This window comes from Pseudidiomarina terrestris, from assembly GCF_030466405.1.
GTDB lineage: Bacteria > Pseudomonadota > Gammaproteobacteria > Enterobacterales > Alteromonadaceae > Pseudidiomarina > Pseudidiomarina terrestris.
In genome coordinates, this window is sequence record NZ_JAGGJF010000003.1 from 183,176 (window position 1) to 207,455 (window position 24,280).

12 protein-coding genes are annotated in these 24,280 nt (G+C 53.3%); 3 read left to right on the top strand and 9 right to left on the bottom strand.

The genetic code is table 11. The features are described from left to right. Positions 1-68 precede the first annotated feature (68 nt). From J6J34_RS07765 to J6J34_RS07800, 8 genes are read right to left on the bottom strand one after another with little or no spacing between them, the layout of a single operon-like run. On the bottom strand, positions 69-347 hold the full coding sequence (locus J6J34_RS07765; RefSeq protein ID WP_301898814.1) for a peptidylprolyl isomerase: 279 nt from the start codon (positions 345-347) through the stop codon (positions 69-71). A 35-nt stretch (positions 348-382) separates the two neighbouring features. Continuing rightward, positions 383-1,180, bottom strand: coding sequence for an SDR family oxidoreductase (locus J6J34_RS07770; protein WP_301898815.1), 798 nt, complete (start codon positions 1,178-1,180; stop codon positions 383-385). Continuing rightward, the gene (locus J6J34_RS07775) at positions 1,181-5,356 is read right to left on the bottom strand and encodes a hypothetical protein (protein WP_301898816.1); all 4,176 of its coding nucleotides are present in this window, start codon (positions 5,354-5,356) and stop codon (positions 1,181-1,183) included. Next, positions 5,346-9,761, bottom strand: coding sequence for a hypothetical protein (locus J6J34_RS07780; RefSeq protein ID WP_301898817.1), 4,416 nt, complete (start codon positions 9,759-9,761; stop codon positions 5,346-5,348). The genes J6J34_RS07775 and J6J34_RS07780 overlap by 11 nt, the downstream gene beginning before the upstream one ends. Further along, on the bottom strand, positions 9,761-10,642 hold the full coding sequence (locus J6J34_RS07785; RefSeq protein WP_301898818.1) for a hypothetical protein: 882 nt from the start codon (positions 10,640-10,642) through the stop codon (positions 9,761-9,763). Before J6J34_RS07785 ends, J6J34_RS07780 begins: the two co-directional genes overlap by 1 nt. Continuing rightward, positions 10,629-13,034, bottom strand: a complete 2,406-nt coding sequence (locus J6J34_RS07790; protein ID WP_301898819.1) for a hypothetical protein — start codon at positions 13,032-13,034, stop codon at positions 10,629-10,631. Before J6J34_RS07790 ends, J6J34_RS07785 begins: the two co-directional genes overlap by 14 nt. Beyond that, positions 13,031-16,252, bottom strand: coding sequence for a poly-gamma-glutamate biosynthesis protein PgsC/CapC (locus J6J34_RS07795; RefSeq protein WP_301898820.1), 3,222 nt, complete (start codon positions 16,250-16,252; stop codon positions 13,031-13,033). The genes J6J34_RS07790 and J6J34_RS07795 overlap by 4 nt, the downstream gene beginning before the upstream one ends. Further along, positions 16,252-18,903: a sensor histidine kinase gene (locus J6J34_RS07800; protein ID WP_301898821.1), complete on the bottom strand. Its 2,652-nt coding sequence runs from the start codon at positions 18,901-18,903 to the stop codon at positions 16,252-16,254. The genes J6J34_RS07795 and J6J34_RS07800 overlap by 1 nt, the downstream gene beginning before the upstream one ends. Positions 18,904-19,077: 174 nt before the next feature. Here J6J34_RS07800 and J6J34_RS07805 point away from each other — a divergent pair, with 174 nt between their 5' ends. Together J6J34_RS07805 and J6J34_RS07810 are read left to right on the top strand one after the other, a co-directional pair. Then, the gene (locus J6J34_RS07805) at positions 19,078-20,976 is read left to right on the top strand and encodes a diguanylate cyclase domain-containing protein (RefSeq protein ID WP_301898822.1); all 1,899 of its coding nucleotides are present in this window, start codon (positions 19,078-19,080) and stop codon (positions 20,974-20,976) included. Between the two features lie 11 nt (positions 20,977-20,987). Then, on the top strand, positions 20,988-21,182 hold the full coding sequence (locus J6J34_RS07810; RefSeq protein WP_301721325.1) for a zinc ribbon domain-containing protein: 195 nt from the start codon (positions 20,988-20,990) through the stop codon (positions 21,180-21,182). Between the two features lie 18 nt (positions 21,183-21,200). Here the strand turns inward: J6J34_RS07810 and J6J34_RS07815 are convergent, their stop codons facing one another. Further along, positions 21,201-21,440, bottom strand: coding sequence for a helix-turn-helix domain-containing protein (locus J6J34_RS07815; RefSeq protein ID WP_301721324.1), 240 nt, complete (start codon positions 21,438-21,440; stop codon positions 21,201-21,203). A 202-nt stretch (positions 21,441-21,642) separates the two neighbouring features. Between J6J34_RS07815 and J6J34_RS07820 the strand changes: the two genes are divergently transcribed. Next, positions 21,643-24,186 carry a putative bifunctional diguanylate cyclase/phosphodiesterase gene (locus tag J6J34_RS07820; protein WP_301834415.1) on the top strand — a complete coding sequence of 848 codons (2,544 nt, stop codon included), beginning with the start codon at positions 21,643-21,645 and terminating at the stop codon, positions 24,184-24,186. The last annotated feature ends 94 nt before the right edge of the window (positions 24,187-24,280 follow it).

Genomic DNA, 24,280 nt, shown 5'->3' on the forward strand with positions numbered 1-24,280 from the left:
CAAAGTTCAGGTTCATCTACTTTATAGATCTAGTTAGCTATTTGTAAGAAAGAAAATTACGTAAGCTCTTACCCCCGCGACAACACCTTAATCAAGTGCCAGCCGAACTTGGTCTTCACCGGACCATGAACTTCCAGGGTGGGTTTGCCGAAGACTACCTTATCGAAGGCTGGCACCATTTGTCCGCGACCAAACTCGCCTAAATCACCACCATTCTTGGCGGAGGGGCAGAGTGAGTGCTTACGTGCGAGCTCACCAAATTTTTTGCCAGCCGCCAGTTGCTTCTTTAAATCTTGGGCTTCGGCTTGAGTACTTACCAGAATGTGTAGGGCGTGAGCGCGTGCCATGATGACTATTCTCCAAAGTTTTGAGGTATTGAATTCTACCGCGAAATCCACTTATTACTAAGCCGCACCAGCCAGCTGGGCGAAATCTTGCTCGCCAGCGCCATGAGCTTGGTCTGGCGGCCGACATACCAGTGGATGCGGGAGCCTTTATAGTGTGCCATGCGATAGACGGTGGCGGCGACCATCTGTGGGGTCAGGCGTACGCCGAGACGACGCATGCTGTCGCCCTGCATGTCGGCGACCATGGCGGTTTTGACGAATAGCGGCATCACATCCATGACCTTAATGCCTTGGTCGGCCCATTCCAGCTCCAGCGCTTCGGTGATGGCACGTACGGCAAATTTACTGGCTGAGTAGATGGCCAGCTTGGGTTGGCCATAGATAGCACTGGCCGAGCTCATATTAATGACGCGGGCGGTGTTGGGGCCATCAACCGCAGCGGCCTCCAGATAGGGTCGTGCGAGGTAACAGCCGGCCAGTACGCCTTGCACGTTGACCTCAATCATCCGCTGCTGAGCCTCCAGGGAAATGGCCTCGAATAATCCGGAATAAAGAATCCCAGCATTATTGAACAAGAGGTTAAGCTTGCCCTCGTTATGCTGCGCAAAGTCAGCTAGCGCGTCTTGCCATGAGGTGTTTTCAGTCACATCCAGGACACCGGTAATAAGGCGTTCGCGCGCACTTTCAGCGACGTCGTTAGCCAGCTTGGCTAAGCCGTCCGTATCGCGATCGTAAGCCCCCACTTGCCACCCTGCCTCAAGAAAAAGCAGGGTGGTCGCGCGACCGATACCAGCTGCCGCGCCGGAAATGAAGATGCTGTTCCTGGTGTGCATTTACAGGTTCTTCTTATCAGCGAACTTGCGTTTAAATAGTCGCACCAACCAGTCGCCTTTTTGTGCTTTGTTTAACGCTGCCAGTTCGACTGTGGCGCGCTCCGTGCTAATGGTGTTCTTCAGCATAGCGTCGTAAATCGCGTTGGAGGTTTTGCGTCGCTTGATGGCGTTACCGGAATCCAGAAAGGCTTCAATGGTACGCAGCACTTTGTACTGCCAACCGCCACCAGCGGAGCTTTGCGAGAGGATTTTGGCGGTTTCTTCCTGCTGGCGCTTCAGCTGTTGCTCGATGATTCTGAGGTCGGCCTGAATGCTCTCCTGTTGACAGATTTGGCGCTCGCGCGCGATGGCAACGGTCGCTTCTACAAACTCAGCATCGAGTACGCCATATTCCTGCCAGGTTGCCAGCACCCGTGCCGCGGCCTGAATGTCAGTTAAGTCGCGGGATTCCCGCAGGGTTCTGGCGTTACTGTGAACCTTGTCCCAGGCCTGCCAGCGGTAGATGAAATCAAGTCCGGTGCCTTTAATGTTCTGCACGCCTATGACACGTGCCTGCAGGCCCGGCGGGGTGGTGTCGATCAGGCACTGTACGGTCTCATTACCCGTTGAGTAATAGTTCTCCACCACCACCCAGCGTTCTTTAAAACAGTTGAAGATATACTCGAGGGTGGTATCCACATCCTTGTCCGAGCTACGCAGCTGTTGCCAGTGCTGATATTCAGCATGCATTTGCATGGTCAGCTGGCGAATCGCGTCCAGTTGCTCGCGGTCCACATTATCGGAATCGGTCTGCTCTTGCAGACGTGCAAACGCGGCACTACTATCGGCCTCACTTTGCCACTGGGGCAGCGCTGTCAGTAACTCATCCACCAGCGCCTCACTGACGTTGATACCGCGCAGCGCGGCGCCGACCCGTTTGCTGATGTGGTCCACCTCAGTTGCAATGCGAAAGCGTTTGCACAGCTGCCCCAGTTGCTGCTGCTGGTCTTCTTGTTGACCTTCTTTGAACTGAATGACAAAGCCTTGCCAGGCGTCGTTGATGTAGGTCTGCAAACCGTCAAGATTGTCGCCGATAAAGTAATACCGATCGGCCTGCATATCGCTGACCAGGATTTCCGCAAACACCTGTGAGCGCGCTACCCGATCGGCGCGGTTATTCACCACGATGCCGGTCCAGACGTCAGGGGTCTCAACCAGGTTATGTTTATTGAATCCGGTGCGTTGCCAGTTGCTTAAGGCGCCTAAACGCTCGTTGGCAGACATGCCGTTGACGAACTCGATGTTGCGCCCCTGCACTGGTACTGTCGGGTAGATTTTCAGCACACCCAGATCGGCAATGACGTTGTCGGCCATGGCTTTGACGGCAACGTCATTACGTACACCCAGACGTTTGGACATGGTTCGCACCAGCGCGATATTGTTCGGATGTTCGGCGTAAGGGAAACGTTTGAGCACGTCTTCGGTGATCAGGCCAGAGTCGAGCCAGGTGACCGCGGTCAGGTTGGCCTGTTTGCGGTGTGCTTCGTCCTGCAGTAGCGGCAGCATCGACTCTTCGGTGGTGTACACATCGCCTTTTTTGGCGATGAAGTTTTGCATCACAATCGGGATCTCGATTCCGGCCGGTCCCTGAATGTCTTCGTGGTCAGGGTAGCAGTTGGTGATGGTGGAAATATCGTCACGCATCCACTGGCTTTGCAGGATCTCAATGTAGCGCGGGGTCAGCCCCATGCACTCCCAGAGGAACACATCGACATTGAGCTTGGAGGCAAACTTAGTTAAGAAGACTTGCTCCCAAATTGTTGCTTTGTCGTAGGGGCGGAACAGGAAGAGCTCCTTCATGGGCCGGCTGGCATTGCCGTACAGGAACATGGCTTCACAGCCGGTGGTCTTGGACAGCACACTTAAGCCGAGCTCGTTGAACACCGCTGCTTTGAGACGTTCAGTACCCGATTTACCCCGGGTACCCCAGCCACCAATGACCAGTGGCAAGCGCTTACGATGGCGGCGCAGTTCCACCAACTGGCGGACATGGTTGGCAAAAAAGCCAACAAAGACCACCGAGGTGAAGGCCAGCAGTTGGGTGATGGTGTTCTGGTAGACCGAGTAGAAGTAGTTATAGACATCACTCATCGATGGCAAAGTGAAAGGCAGCGCCACCGCCGGGAAGAAACGTTTCACCCGCGGCTCGACCGGGTAGTTGTCGCCCTTGTTATCGGCATAACCGCGAATCGATAGCTTAAAGCCTAACTGAGACACCTTTTTCAAATAGGCATTTGGGGCAAAACTATCGCCCTCTTGCCAGTTGCGCAGGCGAGAGAACCTGGCAAACTGCAGCTGAATTTTCCAGCGTGCCCGCAGCCGTGCCAGCAGTGATTTAGGCGGTAACACTTCGGTGACGCCTTCACTGCTGTAAATACGCATCGGCGCAGTGGGCCAGCCCTGATCCAGACAGGAGATCAGCTGATCGACCAGCGGCAGATAGCTGCGTTCGCCTGCTTCTTCACTGATGTACACCGGCTCGCCCGGGACTTTGGTGATGCTCTGTTCGGCCACGATACGGCTGTTAAACTGCTCCAGTCCGTAATACACCCGACCTTTGGTGTGGCTGTGGTTCTGCCGTTTATCCGTGGCCGGTTTGCGCCATTCATGAATCATGCGCCACAGGCGCGGGCGGAAGCGGAAGCCGGACCAGATCTTGAGCTTTTTGCCTTGCGCACGCACATTAAAGCCAAAGCGTTTCGAGGCCATATAAGCCATTTGCCGGTACCAGGCTTCAGTGCGTTGGCGCGCATCGGCTTTTAGCGTCAGGCTGGCTTCCAGTGGCAGGCGCTCGAGGTTCTCGCGCTGTCTAGTATCAAATGCGGAGGCGCTGGTGTAAAAGAAGATGGCTTCCCGGCATTCTGCAGCCCAACGCCGCAAACGGGTGTCGTCATGATGATGGTTAAGCCAGGTCAGCTGGCTATCGATCTGGGCCAGGTGCTCTTCACTTACGTCCAGGCGCGGCAGGTAACGATGCAACAGCTGCGGTAACACATGGAAGACGGTGCGCAGTAAAAACACGTCATCGTCGTTGTTGAGGATGCTCAGCAGGCTCTCGACAATGCGGTCCAGTTGCTGTTGCGTCCAGTCTTTGCGCAATAGGGTCAGTAAAAACTGTGCTTTGACCTTATTCGATGACTCCGACTGCAATAGCCGCAGTCCCAGTCGCAGCGCAACCTGGGGCTCGACGTACTGGGTCGACTCGGCAAAACGCTGGCGCACATATTCAGAAGGTTCACTGCGAACGGCCCGCAAGGCATGGCGCAGCGCTTTTACTTTTAAGGGCACAAAGCGCAGCAGAGATTCCACCATCCGTGCTTTCAGGAAAATGTCAGCATCAGGCTCTTTGGCGTAAACATGCTGGAAAATGGTCAGGTACTGCGATGGCTGGGTGACCGCGATGAGGGTCATCATTTCTGCCCGCATCCAGATATGTTTTTCTTTATCCAGACAGGTGCGGTAGACGTACTGGATAGTATTACTGGGTACTAAGTCCCGAATAGCCGGGCGCATCTCCTGCAAGACCACGCGCAGGCCCCGACAGGCGGCGATGCGAATAGTTGCCTGCGCCTGATAACTGAGGCTCTGGGTCAGGGCTTCCGGCAGCGCCATGAGTTGCCACAGTCGCTTAAGCTCTTCATCGTCATCAAGCTGAACCAGCGTCAGCCGGACAATTTCACACAGGCGGCCAAGCACAAACACAATGAACTTTTCATGCTCCGAGGTGCGCTTCTCAAAGTATTCACTGATGGCGGCATCATCGAACCAGTCGAGCTTCTTCTTAGCAATTTTGCGAACAATGCGGGTAGGGTAGCCCAGGTATTTGGCCACAGATACCAGGTGCTCAGTGCGCTCAGGCTCAGACGCGGACTGATGGTAGTTGTAGTTAAATTCTGCCTGGCGCGTACGCAGTTGCTCGATAGTTTTAAAGCGTGTTGCCAGCTCATTCTGCAAAAACAGCACCAGCTGCAGTGCGTCCTGACTGGCTTCATCTTTGCCTTCAAGATTTTTCGAAACCGCTGACCATTTCTTAAAGCGCTGCTGGCACTCACGCAGTGACTGCGCATAGATGTTTTGCCAAATCGAATCCAGCCCGGACCTTAACAGAGAGTCTGAGGATGACAGCTTAGTTTTCATCTACAGCCTCCAGTGGATCGTTGATGGTAATGTCATTGGTCTCGATATGTTCCAGCGCGTGACGCTGGCGTAATGGCGAAAACAGTAATGTCGGCGGCGCGAAATCATCGTAGCCCTGACCGGCGGTGTGGTTCCAGCTGATGCCGAGAAACGCACCTGTGGTATTACGGTTGATGTCATGGCGAATATCAAAGCTCAGTTGCCACAGGTTACCTTGCGCCTGCCACCAGTCATAATCGACAGACAATGCCAATTGTGTTGAGGACAAGCGACGTCTGCGGTTGTCGTCGCGCAGGTACTGGGTGTAGCTGGCGTCCAGACCCAGCCGCCAGGGTTTAAAATACTGCCGCCAGCCACTGGTCACCGACCAGTGATCGAGCAGCTGCCCCTGACCCAGTTCATTGAGGGTGAACTGACCTTCCAGGTGCACGCGTGTGTCCAGCCAGGGTTGATAAGTGAGCTGGTCGCGTACAGTCAGACCGTAGCGGTGGTCCAGCTTATACTGGGTGACGATATCATCGTCGATGGGCACAGCAGGGGTCAGCTCTTCGCTGAGCTCACGGCCAAATACCAGCAGTTCCAGCTCGTTACGGGTGCGGTTATTCCAGTAGTACTTCCAACGCCCTGACAGCGACGCATAAGCCGACCAGGCACCCTCGGCTTCGTCGTCGGTAGCAGCGGCCTGATAATAGAGATTTAGCCGCGCCTGAGCATCGAAGTACTTGTTGGGTAGCCAGTACAGGTCATTATCGCTGACCAGCGTGTGCAGGTCGGTGTCATTGTGTGCGCGCCACTGTAGCGAGCTGTTCCAGTAGGCGTCCCAGTCGTTAAGCTGACGCTGGTAATTCCAGCGGCTATCAATAAACTCTTCACGGCCCGTGCGCAGGTCTTCATCAAAGTTGTTACGAGCGCGGTAGCCAAGCGCAAAGCCCCAAGTGCCGTCGTCCTGTTCACCCAACTGGTACAGCGTATCAGCGAACACCGCCCGCTGTGGGTCCACCGGCCAGATGGTAGGTGGCTGCTGAGCAACACTAGGCTCTGGCTGCGCGGCCGACAGCTGCGGCAGTTGTGGCTCATCCGCCAGTGGCTGTTGTTGCCAGATAAAGAAACGGTAGTAGCTGTGCGGGGTGTCTTCGTCCGTGTGCGCCACCTGGTAATGCGTATCTTCTGCAAACCATTGGTAGCTGTGGCTGGCCAGCGCATCCCGGTGTGTGTAGTGGTCGATGCGCAGCAGGTTATTGGCCGGAATGAAAAGTTCAATCTCGCGGTCTTGGCTGGCCCGGTAGGTTTTCACCTGATTGCCGGGTAGCAAAGACTCGCCATCGCTATCCAGCAGACGGTACAACACCAGCGCTGATGAGGGCTCGGTAAATTCAAGTGAAAGCGTATGTTCACCGCTGCTCAGGTTCAGCGTAATGGACAGCAGCTCGCTGCTAAGCGCTCTTACCATGGTGCCATCAGAAGTGGTGATACTCAGCGTGGCAGGTGCTGCTGGACCGCTGAGCTCGGTGGCTTTACGCACCTCCAGCGTCACTGCCTTGGGTGCGCGTAAATCCAAAGCCAGCTGCGCTTGCTCGTCATCGGCCAGGCGGCGTTCGCCGGGGCGGACGTCGCTGGTCATTAGCGCGCGGCGGACCTGCCACCAGGGCGCGCTGGGTTGCCAGCGCTCTGTTTCTAAATAGGCGATGCCATCGCTGCTGCTTACGGTATCCAGCCGTTGCCAGGCATAGCCTTGGGTTAAACGATCCAGCAACAGCTGCTGGGTGTCGGTCAGCGCCGTACCCAAAGTGTTGGCTTTCACTTGTTTGCGCTCGGCATCGGCTAACTCAGAGTGTTGCGTTGCCAGCGCTAATTCCGACAATCGTTGTGTCAGAGGCGGTGTCACAGCGGGTAACGAGGCGTTAGCGGCCGCGGCGGCTGACGGAGTCAGGAGCTGCGGCTCTGCTGCTTCAATGACCACCCCGGCGGCAAATCCTTGCGCCTCGATACTGATGTCGTTGACCTGATCCGCGTTGAGCGTAAAGGTGTAACTTTGTGGCAGGCCAACCCACAGTTGCTCGCTTTGCGACCAGCTCAGGCTCTCGCTGGCGCGGTCCATGCGTACAGCCAGCGGGTAGCTGTTATCGTTAATGGTCAGCGTCACTTGGTGCAGCTCACCGGAAGCCGTAGCTTCGGTGAGTTCCGGGTACAGCGTGACTTTCAGACGCGGCGAACCCGCCAAGCGCAGGCGTAATGGGGTAGCGTTGTCGAGATAAAACGTTGTTAAATACAAATCCAGATCGTCGTTGTAGATCAGCGCTTCGCGGGTTTTTCCGGCGAATTCAGGGCGCTGACGAATCCAGTGGTAATCTGTTACGTCAGCGGGCCAGCTTTGCTGTTGTGCGGCTGTAAGTTTGCCAAACCAGTACTCGGCCAGATCGGATTGCTGTGAGACAACCGCTGCCCGTAAGGCGAGCTCGGTCGGTAGTTCGGTACTTTGGCTTTTATCGAGCAATAAGAACAGCTGTGCCGCCTCACGCTGGCGGTTCTGCTGGGTCCAACTATAAGCAATCGCGGCAAGAGCTTCAGTGTCAGCGCGATGGAACAGGCGCCAGGCCCAGTAACCCTCGGTGTCAAACCAGCGCTCCTGCTCGGCAAAAAGTTGCAACAGCAGCGTTTCTGCTTGAGTTTGCAGCGCGGACTCTGAGCCTGCTGCAAGATCCACCAGCAGTTGCCGGGCGGTAAAGTTGTAGCCCAGCTTCGTCAACTGCTGGTAGACGTCAGCAACATCCTTTAACTGCACGTCGAAGGTCGTGGCGAGTGCGTTGCGAACGCTGGCAAACTGGTTTGCAGTGATACTGCGCTGCTTATCCAGATACTGACTGGCATGGCGCTCGGTAAACTGCGCCGAGCGGCTCTGCAGTCTGGTGTGCCATTCCGTGGCAACTGCTTGCTTTAGGGCGCTGTTCGTCAATGCCGACGAGCCCCCTTCACGCAGTGCGCTAACAAGCTCGGCGCTGGCACTTGGCGAGAGATTGAGCCAGCCGGATTCACTGACACTTGCCGGTTGTTCATTGGCATAATCGAGACGTAACCAAGCATCGTGGTCGCCGGTGCTGGTGACCGTCAACGATTGGTAGGGCTGGTTAAAATCCAGCAGCACTTCAGTGACCTTATGCGCCGGAGCGTCGGCTTTGGACATCAATGCCAGTTGCGAGCCATTGTCGAGCTGCCAGTGCTGCAGCGGCGTGAGCTCAGGGCGTAGTCTTACTTCCCGTTGTTCACCACTGTTACTGCGCACCATGAACGCGGTGGCATCTTCCTGCCATTTTACCGTCAGTTTTACCGGGGCGTTGCGGGTTTGCTCTGGTAAAGCAAAGCTGGCGCTGTGTCCGGCTGGCAGTTGGTAAAAATACTCTGGCTCGCGCGTCGGGTGTGCAGAGCTCGGCAGGACCAGCGCTTCTGGCTTGCGGACCGCCCCCGTTAACGGAATAAAGCTCTCCGTTGCTAATGCCTGCTGTGGCGGCAGACTACGAAAAAACGAGGTCGTCAGCCACGGCTGCTGCTGCAGCGCTAATTGCTTGTCTTGCGCCTGCTCAATGGCGTCTGGCGCATTGCGCGCAGCTAGAAATTGCGCGCTGGCATCGCTTTGCAGCCAGCGCAGATACGCGTCGCGGTCCAGATCAAGGCTGAGCTGTTGGCCAGCCTCAGTCACATAAAACGGCACCCGGATTGGCCGTGACAGCAGCTGCACATAGCCTCGGTCGTCTTCATAGCGGGTGCTGTCGTCCAGGTTGGCCGCCAGCTGCAGCTGACGCTCAGGGGTTTGCAGTGTCAGTGTCTCGTAGAGTTCATACGAGGCCCGCCAGGGGATGCGGATTTCCAGATGATAAAGGCCAGGTTCACTGAACTCAGTGACGTAATCTTCCTCGCCGGGCACCAGCTGCATGTCGTGGGCTTCAAAGCCGGTCTGCATGGTCAGGGTGGTGACACTGTGTTGGTCGCTGAGCTTGATGCGCGCATCGTCATGAAGCACAGCGGCCGATGTTCTCTTTGAGTGGTACAGGCGAGTCGTTCGCGCGTCGCTGTGTTGCAACAGGATACTGCGCTCTTCGGTAGTGTTCACCGCATAAAAGTAGTCGGTGTAATCTTTATCGTGGTGAGCATCGAGCGGGCTATGGCTGACAAAGATGCCACCGCCCGTAGATGACCAGATCTCCGGCTTTGCTTGCTGATCTGCCGCATTGTCGGCGTAGACACGCAGGCGCCACCAGTCACTGGCGGGCGCCTTAAAGGTCGCCTCGGCGCGTGATGTGGAGGTCGTTTCTGCCTCGTACCACAGCACCCGGTCGACCGGGTGTGCGCTGGCTGGCACTAAGCCAGCCCATAAGATCAAAGCAAAAGCACAGATACCACTTCGGATCATTACTCGGACGCTCCTGTCATGCATTGCAGGGCCTGAATCGCGGTGGCGCGATCGGCAGCCAGACTGTCACGCACGCCACGACTCATTTCCACGTGGATAAATTGCTCAGACTTGCCCCAGTCGGCGAGGGCCTGGGCAACATTGTTCTGGGTGCCGCCAAGTTCGCCGACCTGATCCGGGTACCGCAGCACATTCACGCCTAGCAATGCAGTCAAACAGGCCTGAATACTATGCAGGCGGGTTTCCTGTGGAAACAGCTCGTTGGTGCCATGACTGAGGATGATGTCAGCATTGCGACCGGCTTCGGTACTGCGTTTACTTTTGGCGTAGCCGTGCAACTGTACGATGACGCCCTCGGAGTTCTCAGCTATCCAGGCTTCCGATGCGGCCAGTAAAGCACTGCGCCGGGCATTGGAAATGTCGCTGTTGACCTTGGGTTTTTGATCCTGACCGGCACGGCGGTGAATCGAGTTCGTCATGTACACCTGCGCCAGGTTCACCTGCCAGCCGACATCAGCGATGGCACCCGTATGCAAGTCAAAGTAACGGTGCGGTGCTTGCAGAAAGACCGGGTTGCTGTTGCTGTGCCGGTAACCGACAGCGCCCCAGCCGAGATTGGCATTACTGGCGGCTAAAATGACCTCCTGTTCCTGCCAGTTTGCCGTCTGGAGCTGGTAGAACTCGGTCAGTCCACCATTACTGCCATTGCGAAACAGTGACAAAAACGATGCCTCAAGCGTTGATTGGTTGGGCGTCGAAACCCGCTCATAATAGTCGCTGCGCGGCACATTGTCGTACCAGGGCAGATCCACGGTTTCGGCGTGACTCGGTAAAGTTTGCATGGCGAAGCCTATGACACATAAGAGTTTAAAATAACGCATTGCCGTCCTCCGTATAAATCTCTATTTGATAAAGTGGCACTGCAGCAGAGTAACCGGCCTGAACATATCCGGAATTCGGTGCTGAGGTGCTGACAGTGACACGGTAGCGTCCCTCTGCTAAATCGCGGCCCAGTAAAAACGGCAGCCGTATTGGTTGCCAAACAGGCGCTTGATTTTGATTGAGCAGTACCACCGAGGGTGACCCCTCGGCTGCGGCAAGCGGGAAGCTGCGTTTGGCCACAGTATAATCCGCGTAGACACCCACCTGCTCTTGTTTTTCCAGGGTTAAGGTGAGTTGATGCGGCGCGGCAATTGCCGGGAAGTAATTGAAGGTTAACCACTCTTCTTCGGCCGTTTTGTCGACCACGAAAGTGAGGGCTTGCGTGAGTTTGTAGCCGTTGCGCACACGGTAGTGCGGTTGGGCTGATACCGGCTGATAATTGCTGTACCACTGCACCGCAGTCGGCGCGGTTAGGGTTAAAGTGTAGTCGCTTTGCGCCAGAGCAGGCAAAAACAGTCTGCCAGAGCGGGCATTGAGCCAGTCCTTCGCAACGAGCTTGCCATTGAGCTTGATCTCCACTGGTACAGGAGCGTCCGTTGCTTTTTGATACACCAGTTGTGGGCGTACTTTCTGCGCATGGCCAGGAGCGCTCACCACATAGCGGGAACCGTCCCCCGCGACCGGCGCGTAAACCAAATGGGCTGAGTCCGCAGTCACCTCAAGCTGCTGGCCGGGCTCGCCCGCGGCTAAAAACAACTCAAAATACGGTGCCTCGTTGACACTTGTCAGCGTGTACCACTGTTCGTCAACACCGGCTTCAGCGGTTGCCGCCGGCTCAGGCAGGGGCATTTGCCAGGATATCAGTTGCGTGACCACCGGTAGTTCGGTGTTGTTTAGCATGGGATACGCCAGGAACCATTTGGGTATGCTCTGCTGCTGCGGTTCATCTTCGTTGCCGGGTTCGACCCGGTACGCTAAATCGGCCGGGCGCGTGTAAAGGTTGACCAGCACTTGTCCGGCCATCGTTGCCGGGGCATGGCTCAGGCTTACCTGCAGTTCAGCCGAATGGGCGGGTGCGACGATATACTGCGAGCTTTTCTCATGCACCGTTGAGACCAGACTTGAATCGACGCTGACCTGATAAGGGTTAGGTTCCAGTTGTGGTTGCAGTTGACCACTGAGTAGCTCCTCGCCAGCTGCATCGACGATGCGCCACTGCAGGCTCAGGTCTTGCGCTGGGACCGCACCCCTGCGGGTCAGACGCCGGGCATCCAGTCGTAGCGGTTGTGCTTGCCGCGCGTCAGCAACCAGCGCGAAGATCAGCGAGCTGCCGGGTTGCACGACGCTGGCGCGCAAATAATTGTAATCAGCGCTGACCATCTCGCCATTGGCGTCATAGAACACCAGTTCGCAGCGCGCCCTGGCGCTGAGCTGATACAAGTCTGGTTGCGCTGGCAGCTGCGCCCGCGGGGATTCGGCATCAAGACGGACAGGTGTAACCACCGACTCGCCCGCCTCGGTAACAGAGCTTAGCTGGAGCTCTGTAGAAGCCGCTCCGCTAAGACTTTCACAGGCGAACTCTTGCAGATTAGTTTGCACGCGGGTGTCGATGGTAAACCAGCGCTCTGGACCGATCACAGCGAGCTCATCGGTGATCTGATCTTCATCATTCTCAAAGACTTCAGCCTGTTCGTTCACAAACAGAATGCGAGAGTTGATACGCTCGCTGGAGGCGTCGGCCGGGCCAATGGGCTGCCAGCGCTGCATCAACCGCGCGGCGCGCTCACGTTCGGGAACCAGCTCGACCGGATAGATGTGGTCTTCAAAAAAGCGTGCCTTTTGTTCTTCATTTAAGCGCTGCCACATGCGGCTGACAGAAGCTTCATCGTATTGCACCAAAACTGCCACCCGAATTGCTATAGGCCTTGAGGATTCGGTCAGTGTCAGCGCAAACTCGTTCAGGCTCTGGCGCTGTGCAAAGCTCACCACGTGCAACTGCGTTATGCCGGCCAGAGTGTCCTGTGGCGAGTCAAAAAAGCGTCCCGGGAGCTGCTCGCCAACCGGAGCTTCCTCGCCGTACAGCATGACGCTGTAGCTTTCTGAAAGCGACGCCTCCGGTCGCGCGGTAAACTGCAGCGTTGCTTGTTCGTCGTCGGCAACCACGCCGACCGGAGTATGTAAAATGCGCAGTTGCGTGGCTTCATTGGGGACATCGAACTCGAAGGTTTCACCAGGCTGCAAAATGTACACCGTGGATTGTTCGTAATCGTCTTCCCAGGGCTGCACATCGATTTTTTGCAAACTTTGCAGACTGAGCTGCGCGGCGTACCAAAGTGCAGCTAGCAGAGCTAAGCCGAGTAGGAGCAGAAGCAGGCGTCCGAGCATTCTCATTCGCTCACCTCCAGTTGCAGCCATTGCATGCGTGAGCGAACAAACTCACGGAAGGTTTCCACATGGGCGTCCTGCAGTGATACCTCCAGCGTCGATACCGACAGCGGCGTCAGGTTTTTAACTGCCACCACTTTACCTTCGGCGTTACGCAGTACGATGTAGCTTTGCAAAGATTCGTTGTCCTGCCAGAGCTCGAGGGCTAAGGCAGGGAAACGCTCACGCAGCGTTGCTAATACCTGAATATTCTGCGACTGCTCAAAGCGATTGAGCATTTGTTTAACCGTCAGCAATGTCTTGGCAGGCAGCGTAGCTAGTTGCTGCTCAGCAAGAAATTGCGCAACGTCATGGCGCTGCGTTTCAATCCCCAGCGCACTGAACTGCTGATAAAGCACCGATTCGGATTCAACCAGGCGGAAGCTCTCGCGAAGGCCTCTGGGCAGCCAAATCTCAGCATACTGAGCCGAGGGGATAAATTTGGTAAAGCGTGCCTGCGCTGTGTAATTGGCCGCGGCAAGCTCGACCTGACCGGCAGCGCCACCGACGCCGGCACTAACTAATAAGTTTTCTAAATAATCGCGCAGCTCGAGGAACTGCTCCTGTTGCGTAGCAAAGGGCTTATGCAGTTCGTAATAGCTCAGTTTCACGCCGCCATCGGCGTACTCATCGGTGGCACTGTAGCCACGCACCTGCACTGCAGTTACGCCCATATCCGCGTGATGCCTGAGCGTCGACTGGTGCATGAGGTTGAACAGCGACAGAGGGTTACTGCGGGCAACCACCCGCGCCGAACCATCGACATTTGCCTGTGGGTGCGCGCCACTGACTAATAAAGCGCTGGCATCCATTTGCTGGAACAGAGAGCCGGCAAACTCGAAGCTGCCACTTTCGAAAATAGGTGATGGCGCTTCAATGACATAAGGCTCGCTGGCCCCAAGTCTAAACACATAGGTGCCCCAATGCCGCAGCCTGTTGGTGTCGGCGTTGACCTTTTCGCGCAGAATAAAGTACTCGGCGCCGCTGGAAATGTGTTTATAGAGAATAATCTGATAACCCAGTTGCGCGGCCGACTGCGCGACCTGGTTGATCAGGGGCTGAGCCTCCTCGAGCCAGTTGGGCGCACCATAGCGTTCTATGGTCATGAATAAGGGCGTTAATACGGTCTGGTCAAAGTAAAGCAGTTCCGCCTGAGTAGGCACCACATACTTTTCGGTATTTTTTGCCGCCAGCAGCCGTTTATTTTCCTGCAAAAAGGACAGCAGATAACCGGCGATTTGCTGTTCATTTGCAACGGTATCAATAGGTTTGTTGACGGCACTTTGGGTCAAAATTGAGAGCATCGCCGGGCGTGTCAGAAACAGCTCAGCAAAACCGTAACGTGCCACATCACGCTGCCGGTTCTGAAAATCCGGCGTATTCCAGACAATGTCATAGCCGCCGGTGAGCTCTTCCAGCGTCGCTAAGGACAGATCCATCGGCGGTCGATCTTTGACCCACATCCGGGTGTCTTCGGCAGTAATTGCGGTGGCCTCACGCTCGCCCAATAATAGCCGGGCAAGAGGTGGGGAGTACTCACGCACCTGCAGCGTATTATTCGGTGACAGGGTCTGGTGAAAGGTCTGGAACAGCGTTTGCGAATTCAGCAGGACCTGGTCGCTGCCATCTTGTGCCCGTTCCGAACGTGCCGATGCCACCGCCAGGTACTTGGCTTCGAGACGGTTAAAGAGCGGCAACATCGCCAGCGCGGTGATATTTTCGTCCATCACCGTGGGGAACTGCAGTGCCAGCTGATTGGTTTGCTGTAAGTCAAAAATGTAAAAGCCCCAGCCACGCTCAGGGGTTGCATCACGCAATACAATGTAGCGCGACTCGACCCAGATAGCTTCATAGCCAAACTCATTGGCAAGACCTGCCACCTGATCCAGCTGTCTGTCGGAAGGCGAGGGGCCCAGCGTATCAATAGTTGAAACGGTCTGATGGAACTGATTCAGGGTTAACGGCGAGATGGTGACGCCGCGTTTCATCGAGTAGGAGGCAAAGTTTGCTTGCCGCGAGTTCTCCACCACGCTGGCCAGACTCTCGTTGCTGACCTGGATCTCTTTCAGGTCGCTCAGTTGCATGGCGCTGGCATCGTTTACCGGGTTGTAGAGGGTCAGGGAGAAACCTATAACACTGGCAACGATAGCGGCAATCAATGAGGTTTGCACTGTGGTGCGGGTCATCTTGATGGCGATGTTCTTCTGATACATTTTTATCGCCAGCAAAGTTGCCAGCAAGTAGCCAAAACCGTACAGATCGGTAATTTTCTGTGCCGGGAACCAAATGACAATGATGTAGCCAAGAATCAGCTTGTAGACGAAGCTAATGTTGAAAAACAGCAACAGCTGGCGCGCGCCTTCGATATTTTGATTCCTGATCATGGGCAATTTCAGCAACCCGATAGCACAAGCCAAAATCACAAAAGCTTCGACGAAGGTGGTGGCAATTTTCAGTGGGTTATACCACTGCAACGCCAACAGACTGGGGATCAGAATGCCATTGAAGTCCCAGCCGTACCTGAGGTTCAGCCGCGAGGCCAAAAACGCAGCGGTGATAAGAATAATGTAGGCTTTGGGACTGGCCAGGATGTTACTGGCAACGTCCTCGTACATGTAACCGAGGGTGCTGATATTAAAATTGGTCAGCGGTATCAGAATGAAACTGACGATGGCGTAAGTGACTGCCAGGTGAATCATCAGGGTCGACACACCACGTTTTAAGCCACTGTTCCAGAACTGGTTCGCACTAAGGGCGATAATGATGAGGCCAAAGCTATGCAAGCTACTGCGAAATTCGTAGTCAACACCGCGCTGCAGTAAAAACTCGTCGAGCTCAACCAGTAAGAAGGCGTCAAAAGTGACCCGCACCAGTACACTCATCAGAATGAGCATAAAGAAGCGGTCCCGGCCAAAGAATTCACCGAGCCCAAACCTGACCAGTAACCTGTCGGCCACCGCCCGCGTCAGCAGGTAGGTGATGATACTTTCCACCACGATAACCACGGCGGAGCCGGGTTTTACCAGCAGCAGAGGCACAATGTACCCGGGCACCACCAGACCCGAAAGGGTGGTGCCGTAGCGCAGGTTCATGAAGGCGACCACGGTGACACCAATCCACACTGTGGTGACCACCGAGCTTGCTAATCCCCCCGTGGGGAAAATTTCGAGCGGAAACCAGTCCATTATTGAATGGGCCTCTCACTGTCAGCAATATTAGCTTCGAAGGTAGGTAATAAAAGTGTCAGTTGGAAGCCCTCTCCCAGCTTGCTTGTCAGATTCAGCTCAGCGCCCCACTCCTGGACTTGTCTTGCCAGGTAAAGTATATGAAACAAGTCTTCGCGCTCACTGAAAAGCTCGATATTGGAAAGCTTATGTAAACTTTCCAGTCGCTCCTGAGGTACGCCGTAGCCTTTATTCATAAACTGTATCTCGACGCGTCGGCATTTGTCTTCTAAGGAGCAACTGTTGATTGAAACCCGAAGTTCACCTTGGCTGCTATCGGCATCTTTGATTAGCAGCGACAAAATGGCGTCGATAAGTTGCTTGGCCTGTTCCACTGAAACCATTGCCAATGCTGGAATCTCTGGCCAGTCAAGGTCGACTTTGACGGCTTTTTCCTGCAGTGCACGACTGTACTTACGGACACTGTTCTGCACCATGTTCGCTGGGTTAACGGGAAACACCTCGTTACTGTGTTGCTGCAGGTCCAGCATGCGTTCGACGGTCGTACTAAGCTTGTCGGTTTTATCCAACACCTCGTGGATAGCGTCGATTTGCTCTTGCTGAGCTTCACCCTCGAGGTTGGCCAGTCGGTCGGCTATTTTTCGAATAGCGGCAAAGTCTGTTGCCAGCATGTCGAAGTAATAGCGGTGCAGCTCCCGTTTGCTTTCGATGACTTGTTGCACCGAGTGCACATCAACGAACTCAAACAGAATACCGGCCAGCAAAAATGGCGACATCTCCTCGCTGCGGTTGATCTCACGCTCAATCGGCAGCACCCGCAGAATATAATCGGACTCGAGCTTGGGGCTGGATATCGGCCACTCAATCGTGCGGTGATGCAAGGTGATTTGCAGCAAGAGTTTCTTAACTTTCTCTGACTTCTCACCGGTGAGTTCGACCAATAAATCATGGGCGCTCATGGTGAAAAATTTAAGATCTAAAGCTTGCGCAACCTTGTCCATTTTTTTGTTGGAGGTCAGCACCTGACCGAATAAATTGTAGAGCACCAGGGCTGAGCTGTTGCGGCTAAAGACATTTTGCAACAAACCTAAACGGCGCTCTAATAATTCGATAGCGGAATCGAGTTGGCGATGCTCGTTGACGGCGTAATTCAAATTAATGACCTTACGCAACCAGCGGTTCTCTCTGGCGGTTGACTGTACAAATTTGCTGCGATGATAAAGCAATTCCGATAGCTCGCGCGCGAAACTAACTAAATTATGCTCGAAGCTTTTCTCGTTCCAGCTGTCATCAGGTTCAACCGTCAATGCCCAGAAGCCTAAGACTTCACCGGCGAACATCAGTGGCACGATGTACTCGATTTCTTGCTCGGTGGTGTCTTTAAAGTAATGCTTACTACCGATGCGATGAGGCCGCTGCGTTTGAATGGCATCACTGTAAGGGGCACGCTGGAAGTCGCGGCGACGTTCTTCGATGTCATCAACGGTGCAGTTCAGGGAGTGTATTGCCAGCAGACGATGATCCTGCTCCACCCGATCCAGCAGGATTGAGCGGCGCATGTGCAGGTGTTGATCGATAAACACGTGCAGATTTTTCCACGGGTCTTCCGCCTGCAGAAATGATCCAGGCAGCATCCGCTGGTTTAATCGAGCTTGCAGTTTCGCGGTGCGCGACGAAAGAATACGACCCTCCCGGCGGCGCTCACTGATTAAAAACTGTAACAGCGCCATCACCTGGGTCAGGAACAGTTCACCAAACGGAAACACCAGCTGGAAGCCGACAAATAACAGATAGGCAAGTACCAGCGCCGTGACGAACTGCACCGTCTCGAACAGTAAAATACCGTTACTATTAAAAAGCTGCAGCAAAAAGAATGCCGCAAAGTAAGCACAAAACAGTCCTAGCGCTATCACCCATAGCGGAATGGTTTTCAGATGCAGATCATGGACAACGGTTTCGACCGCGAGGGCCTGCATCTCGACATAGCTGAGGTACTCCTGATCCAGAGTACCTGCTGCGTAGAAGCGCTCGTAGCGCTGGTTTGGACTGACCTGAATAAACACAATCTTGTCAGCGACCAGACTCCCGATGATGTCACCGTTGAGCGCCTGCTGAGTGGTAATGTTCGGCAGCAGGTTGGGGCGAATAGCGAAGTTAAAGAAGCGCTCATACTCTTGTTCTTTCGCAGCGGATGCAGGTTTGATGAGGCTTAAAAGCGAGTTTTCACGGCTGGTCAAGCTGAAGGAGCGGTAATTGCCATCACTGGAATTGAGTTCGAACAAACGCACTGAATCTGGGTATTCGTTTTGGAAGTCCTGGCCTCGGGATGACGTAAGATGGACATTATTAGGCCAGTCAAAGGCTCGGGTTGTGCTCCGTGAGGCGTTATCGAGAACCAGAACATGCGCTGCACCTGCATCGGCTAATTGACTGACAAGATTGTCCACTTCGTTGTCGGTGAGATCAAAGTTGCCGGTATTTTTAATAATAAAGGTTTTCGGTACAAACTCTGGGGCCGACGAAACGGATAAAAAAGCATCAGTAAGTTTTGCGTTGAAGATCCCCAACGGCGCGGTCATGGATAAACCGAGCACAGCAGCTATGGCGAGCATGCCGATCACTAAATCAATGATAAATCCTTTTAGTCTCACTTCGGGACTCCAGCGCTTTTAGTTACCTGTTATTAACTGATATTACAATCTTTTCGATTTAGGATATACCTGTGTGTCAGTTATCTAAGCTACAAAGGAATATTTTTTTCTTGCATAGTGACCAATGCAGCCGAAGCGGTTAGGCTTAGGTGTAAATAAAGTTACGAGACAGACATGAGCTATCAGGATCAGGAACGCCGCGAGCACCCGCGCAAGAAAATTACGACCCGCTTGCTTTGGCATGTCATAGCAGTTTCTTTGATACTGTTGCTGATCGCTGTGCTTGTGTCTTTTTGGCAGACCTACCCAAGAGCGAAACAAGATGTCCTGGCCAAATTACAGGCGGACGTGCAGCAAAAACTCGCCTTCAACCAGGAAGTTCTCTCTGGTATTGAATATCAGGGCGATGTGTTAAGCGAAGCTTTTCTGAAGCGCTACGAGGCGTATGTCGGCAAGCCCGAATTTGCAGAGCTTTTCGATGACTGGTTTCAAGAAACATCCCCCGGCGTTTTCCGTTTGCAAGACGAGTTCTTCGAAGGCATAACCACAGCCAATCATGTGTTTCGCCATCTGAGCTCCTTTGTGGGGCCGCGCGACGAGCCTTTAGATGCAGAGCTCAAGGCACGCATTGTTATTAGCCTACTGGTCTTAAGTGAGCTGGCGCCGGCCTGGCAGAATAAGGTCACCAACACGCATTTCTCGATGCCTGAAAATATCATCAGTTTGTACTCGCCGGACTCTCCCTGGGGATCGTTAGCAGATAAGGATCTGGTGATCACAGACTTCTCCACCGTGCGTTCTACACTGCAACAGGAAAACCCGGAGCGGACACCCAATTGGACGGGACTCTATTTTGATATCTCCGCAGGCTTTTGGACCATTACCTATCAGCAACCCGTGGATTTTCAGGGACAGCATCTGATTAACTCGAGCTTCGATGTAAGTCTGCAGCAGATGATCACCGACTTCGGTCATGTTGACGAGGCTGGCGTGGAAAATTACCTGCTCAATGCCAAAGGGCATTTGGTGGCCAGTTCAACCTTGGCAAATGGCATAGACGGGACGCGCAATACGCTGACGCCCGAGAATTATGATGACCCGTTGTTCAGAGCGCTTGCAGCTCGCTTGGCCGCCGCCGATGCGCCGATTGCGCAAGCTGTATGGGAAGACGTCGACGAGGACTATCTGATTCTTGTGCACCATTTTGAAACTCCGAACTGGTGGTACTTTTCGGTTTACCCGAAGGCGTTGATCACTGAACAGGCGCTGCAGATACCGTTGCTGATGGCGGTAATGGGCTGCTTTTTGGTGGTGATCTTGCTATTGGCGGTGGCATTTTTTGTCACCCGCGATGTATCCCGTCCGCTGCGCGAACTGGCGAACACTGCCGCCTTGGTGAACCGCAAGAACTACCATGCCATCGAGCAGGAAAGCGTTTCGAAAGTTCGCAGTTATGGCGAGGTTACTCAGGTTCTGAACGCGTTTCGCGTGATGGCCCGACGCTTTGTCAAAGCCAATGAGGAGTTGGAACAGCGCATTGACGAACGTACCCAGGACTTGCGCGAAGCGAATCAAAAGCTGGAGCAACTGGCGCACCTCGACGGCTTAACGGCATTGCGTAATCGACGCGCCTTCCAGAAGGACCTCGCGCAAGCTCTGCAAGATCACGAGGGCAGCTATTTCTTTGTGATGGCCGACATTGACGACTTCAAACCTTTCAATGATAACTACGGCCATGAAGCCGGGGATCAGGCGCTGATCGCCATCAGCCGGTTATTTGAACTGGTGGCGGCAAGCAAAACTTATCGCTATGGCGGTGAAGAGTTAGCGATTCTCGTTGACGCCCCTGACGCGAAGCAGGTAGAGCAACGTTTGCAAGAGTTACTGCAGAGTATTGAGAAATTGGCTATTGAGCATCTGTACAGTCGTCGTAATCAGCCTTTCTTAACAGTGAGTTTCGGCTACACTCGTATTCGTCCCGGCGAGTCCGTCAGTGCGCTGATCCAGCGCGCCGATAAGCTGCTCTATCAAGCCAAACAACAAGGCGGAAATTGCGTTGTTGGTGATAGCTAAAAGGAGGTGATATGTCGCTTACTCACGAAGCTGAATTCAGTTGCCCTTATTGTATGGCGCCTAACAGTATCGAAATTGATGCCATGCATGACATCGGACAACAGCAAATTGTCGATTGCCAGGTCTGTTGTCAGCCCATCGAGATCATGGTGACGCAAGACCACGAAGGTGACTTTGAGGTGATTGCCAGTACCGACGAAGAATAATCTGTCGACTTTGCTGGGCTAGTCAACGGGCTCATGCCATAGCGGGCTGTTACGGCGCTGTAAAAGTAGCAGCTGCAAGTCCAGTGCCTCGACAATACGCAGCAACGTATCAATAAGCCCGTCGCCGGTGTTCTCGAACTTTGAGATCACCGCCTGCGTTGTCCCCACCCGAACTGCAAGCTCTGTCTGCGACCAGCCCAGCGCTTTCCGCGCCGCCCGCACCGCCCCTCCAATTTCTTCCGAAGTATTTATCCTCATATCCCCACCTATATCCATATCGATATAACCGAATATACCCACAAAGATATAAAAAGGAAAGAAAGGGCAGCCCTTTCTGCTGGCGGCGAAGCAAAAAGGGAGGGCTGCCCTTTCTGCTGGGGTGAGTGTCTGGGGAATTCGGAACTTCAAATTTCGTTATTGATTGATATACTTTGACAACGATCAGCGACAATGGCGGGCTATGAATTATTCATTTACTCAAACAGCTGCGAACAAAGCTTATGTGAGCGTGGTTTGCTTCTTCATCGTCCTCTTTTTTGTAGGTCTTGCTGACAGTCTTGTCCTATCGACTACCTTCTTAATGGGCGTTGTTCCAATCTACGTTGCTTTATTTTCAGCAGCGATCGCGCTTTTTCTGATCATAGCTTTTCGCTTTAGAACGCCCCCAAAACTGCAGCGATGTTGTCATGTAATGACACTGCTTGGAGCAACAGCTTTCACTTACCTTCAGTTGGTTTTTTGGCAGCTCATCCCGACTCCAGAGGTATTTTGGGCACAAAACCCAGTGAGCATGTCAATTATAACCATGATGGTTCTGATGCTATTCATTGGCCTTTTTTTGCGGCTCCGTTATCCGAATCTCGCGTTTGATATCACACGTTCTACGTCGGTGACGTGCATTATCATTGTGCTAACGGGTGTGACGGTATGGTATGGCATCAGTTACCAGGCAGTCGCGGAATCAAGTGAGAATGCCCGCACAAAAATTCATTTGATTGGCGACATGATCAACAAGAGGCTTGAAGACCAGGTAAATGCCTTAGGCCGGATCAAAGCTCGGCTCGATCGGCTTGGTGGCGATGATTTCGACGTGGTAACCCAGGTTGATATGGAAAACTATGTGGCGGACTATAGGGTCATCGAAGGCATGCTCCTACTCGACGAAGATCTTACTGCAGTCGCTTCCACTCCCTTTGCAAAGGAATTCAAAGATGCAGGGTTGCTCGGAAGTGAAGGAACTCAGGCCTGGCTACAAACACGGTCGTCCAATGTCAGACTAGCGGCCAACGCGAGCTCACTTGATATGCCAACGCCGACGGTCATGGTATCAGTACCTATTGACGCTAAGAGTGGAGCGTATTTTCAATTAATTGCGCTGCTCAACATGAATGCGCTAATTTCTACCGAGTACCTGGATTACTTAAGCTCTGTGCGGACGTATCTGGAGTTCAGTCCGGAACTTTTGATTTCGATGCATGGAGAGAGTCGAGGGTCGAGCAATCTTGCTGAACTGGAGAATGTATACCGTCATTCAGTTACCGAAACCGTTACTTTAACCAATGCAATAGACCACAATTTTCATAGTTATTTAGTGGACTACAGTGATTTAGAAGAAAGTGCAAGATTCAAGCAACTGTTGCTATGGCTGACCATGGCTTTTGGATTTATTTTTATTTTGGCTGCTGATAACACCAGGCGACTTCGTGAAAATCGTGAGAAGCTTGAACATATGGCGACTTACGATGACGTCACAGGTTTATTGCGTCGTGATGCTTTTAATCAACAAACCGAAGCGTTGAGAATAGGTTGTGAGGGCTGTCATCGCGCCGTGATTTTCGTCAATTTAGATGCTTTTAATTCGCTAAATAAAACCCTTGGTCACGACATTGGTGACGTTATTCTGGCTGAAATCGCCAAGCGTATAAAAGCAAGTGCTAACCACTGTGATATTCTTGCTCGCTTCAGTAGTGACGAATTCATACTTTATTATCGAGACACCACAGCACATAAACTCAAAAAAGATGCAAAAGCGGTACTGTCGAATATTGCTGATGTTTACAAACCGAACGACATGGAATTGCACCTAACTGCCAGCGCTGGAATTGCAGTGACGTCACAGGCGAAAGTTGAAGCCAAGACGCTGATTCAGCAGGCTGATATTGCGATGAATATCGCAAAACTAAATGGTGGTAATCAGTTCGCGATTTATCAAAGCACTATGGCTGATGAACGTAAGCAACTCGTGGCCGTGCGAAATAAATTGCAGACCGCATTAAATAAGCAGCAACTTGAGGTTTTTTATCAGCCGATATTTAGTGCTGAGCACCAGCGTATCGTTAGCGTTGAAAGCCTAGTTCGCTGGCGCACCGAAGAAGGCTTCATTTCGCCGGGAGTATTTATACCTATAGCGGAAAAAACCGGCCAGATTATTCAGCTTGGCGAGCTCGTCTTAGACATGGTCTTACGGGATATCCAACAGCATGAAGAGCTGCAGGGAATAACAGTTGCAGTAAATATCTCTCCGCAGCAACTGACCCGCATAGATTTTATAAAAACAATTGGGGAGCAGCTTAATCGTTACGCAGTTACCCCAAGCCAGCTTACCCTGGAATTAACCGAATCCGTAATATCGGATGGTGGGCAAACGGAGCAGGTGCTTAAATCGTTGCGAGCTCTTGGTTTTCACGTGGCTATAGATGACTTTGGCACGGGATTCTCAAGTCTTTCGTACTTAACGACACAGCCCTCAGATATCATCAAGATTGATCGGGCTTTCACTTTTGGCGTTGAAACAGAGGGGAAGGAACGCAATTTACTTTCAATGATTGTGCAAATTTGTAAGCAACTTGAAAAAACCGTAGTGATTGAGGGCGTGGAAACCCAAGCGCAAGTCGACTTATTCAAGGCCGTTGGTTGCGACAGACTGCAAGGGTTTTACTTAGGTAAGCCGATGCCTTTAGCTGAACTCATACCACTACTACAGAATCAGGATCCTCCCCGTTGAGCGCGCCTGAACGAACTGACAATGAATCCTTGATGTGCAAGGTCATCATTGGTGGCGGTATTTGTCAGTAATTACTTTGTTATCGAGCTCGGTA

What these genes read in the sequence shown, in the direction of transcription:
- J6J34_RS07765 (WP_301898814.1), bottom strand. Translation starts at nt 347, where the DNA reads ATGGCACGCGCTCACGCCCTACACATTCTGGTAAGTACTCAAGCCGAA.
- J6J34_RS07770 (WP_301898815.1), bottom strand. Translation starts at nt 1,180, where the DNA reads ATGCACACCAGGAACAGCATCTTCATTTCCGGCGCGGCAGCTGGTATC.
- J6J34_RS07775 (WP_301898816.1), bottom strand. Translation starts at nt 5,356, where the DNA reads ATGAAAACTAAGCTGTCATCCTCAGACTCTCTGTTAAGGTCCGGGCTG.
- J6J34_RS07780 (WP_301898817.1), bottom strand. Translation starts at nt 9,761, where the DNA reads ATGATCCGAAGTGGTATCTGTGCTTTTGCTTTGATCTTATGGGCTGGC.
- J6J34_RS07785 (WP_301898818.1), bottom strand. Translation starts at nt 10,642, where the DNA reads ATGCGTTATTTTAAACTCTTATGTGTCATAGGCTTCGCCATGCAAACT.
- J6J34_RS07790 (WP_301898819.1), bottom strand. Translation starts at nt 13,034, where the DNA reads ATGAGAATGCTCGGACGCCTGCTTCTGCTCCTACTCGGCTTAGCTCTG.
- J6J34_RS07795 (WP_301898820.1), bottom strand. Translation starts at nt 16,252, where the DNA reads ATGGACTGGTTTCCGCTCGAAATTTTCCCCACGGGGGGATTAGCAAGC.
- J6J34_RS07805 (WP_301898822.1), top strand. Translation starts at nt 19,078, where the DNA reads ATGAGCTATCAGGATCAGGAACGCCGCGAGCACCCGCGCAAGAAAATT.
- J6J34_RS07810 (WP_301721325.1), top strand. Translation starts at nt 20,988, where the DNA reads ATGTCGCTTACTCACGAAGCTGAATTCAGTTGCCCTTATTGTATGGCG.
- J6J34_RS07815 (WP_301721324.1), bottom strand. Translation starts at nt 21,440, where the DNA reads ATGAGGATAAATACTTCGGAAGAAATTGGAGGGGCGGTGCGGGCGGCG.
- J6J34_RS07820 (WP_301834415.1), top strand. Translation starts at nt 21,643, where the DNA reads ATGAATTATTCATTTACTCAAACAGCTGCGAACAAAGCTTATGTGAGC.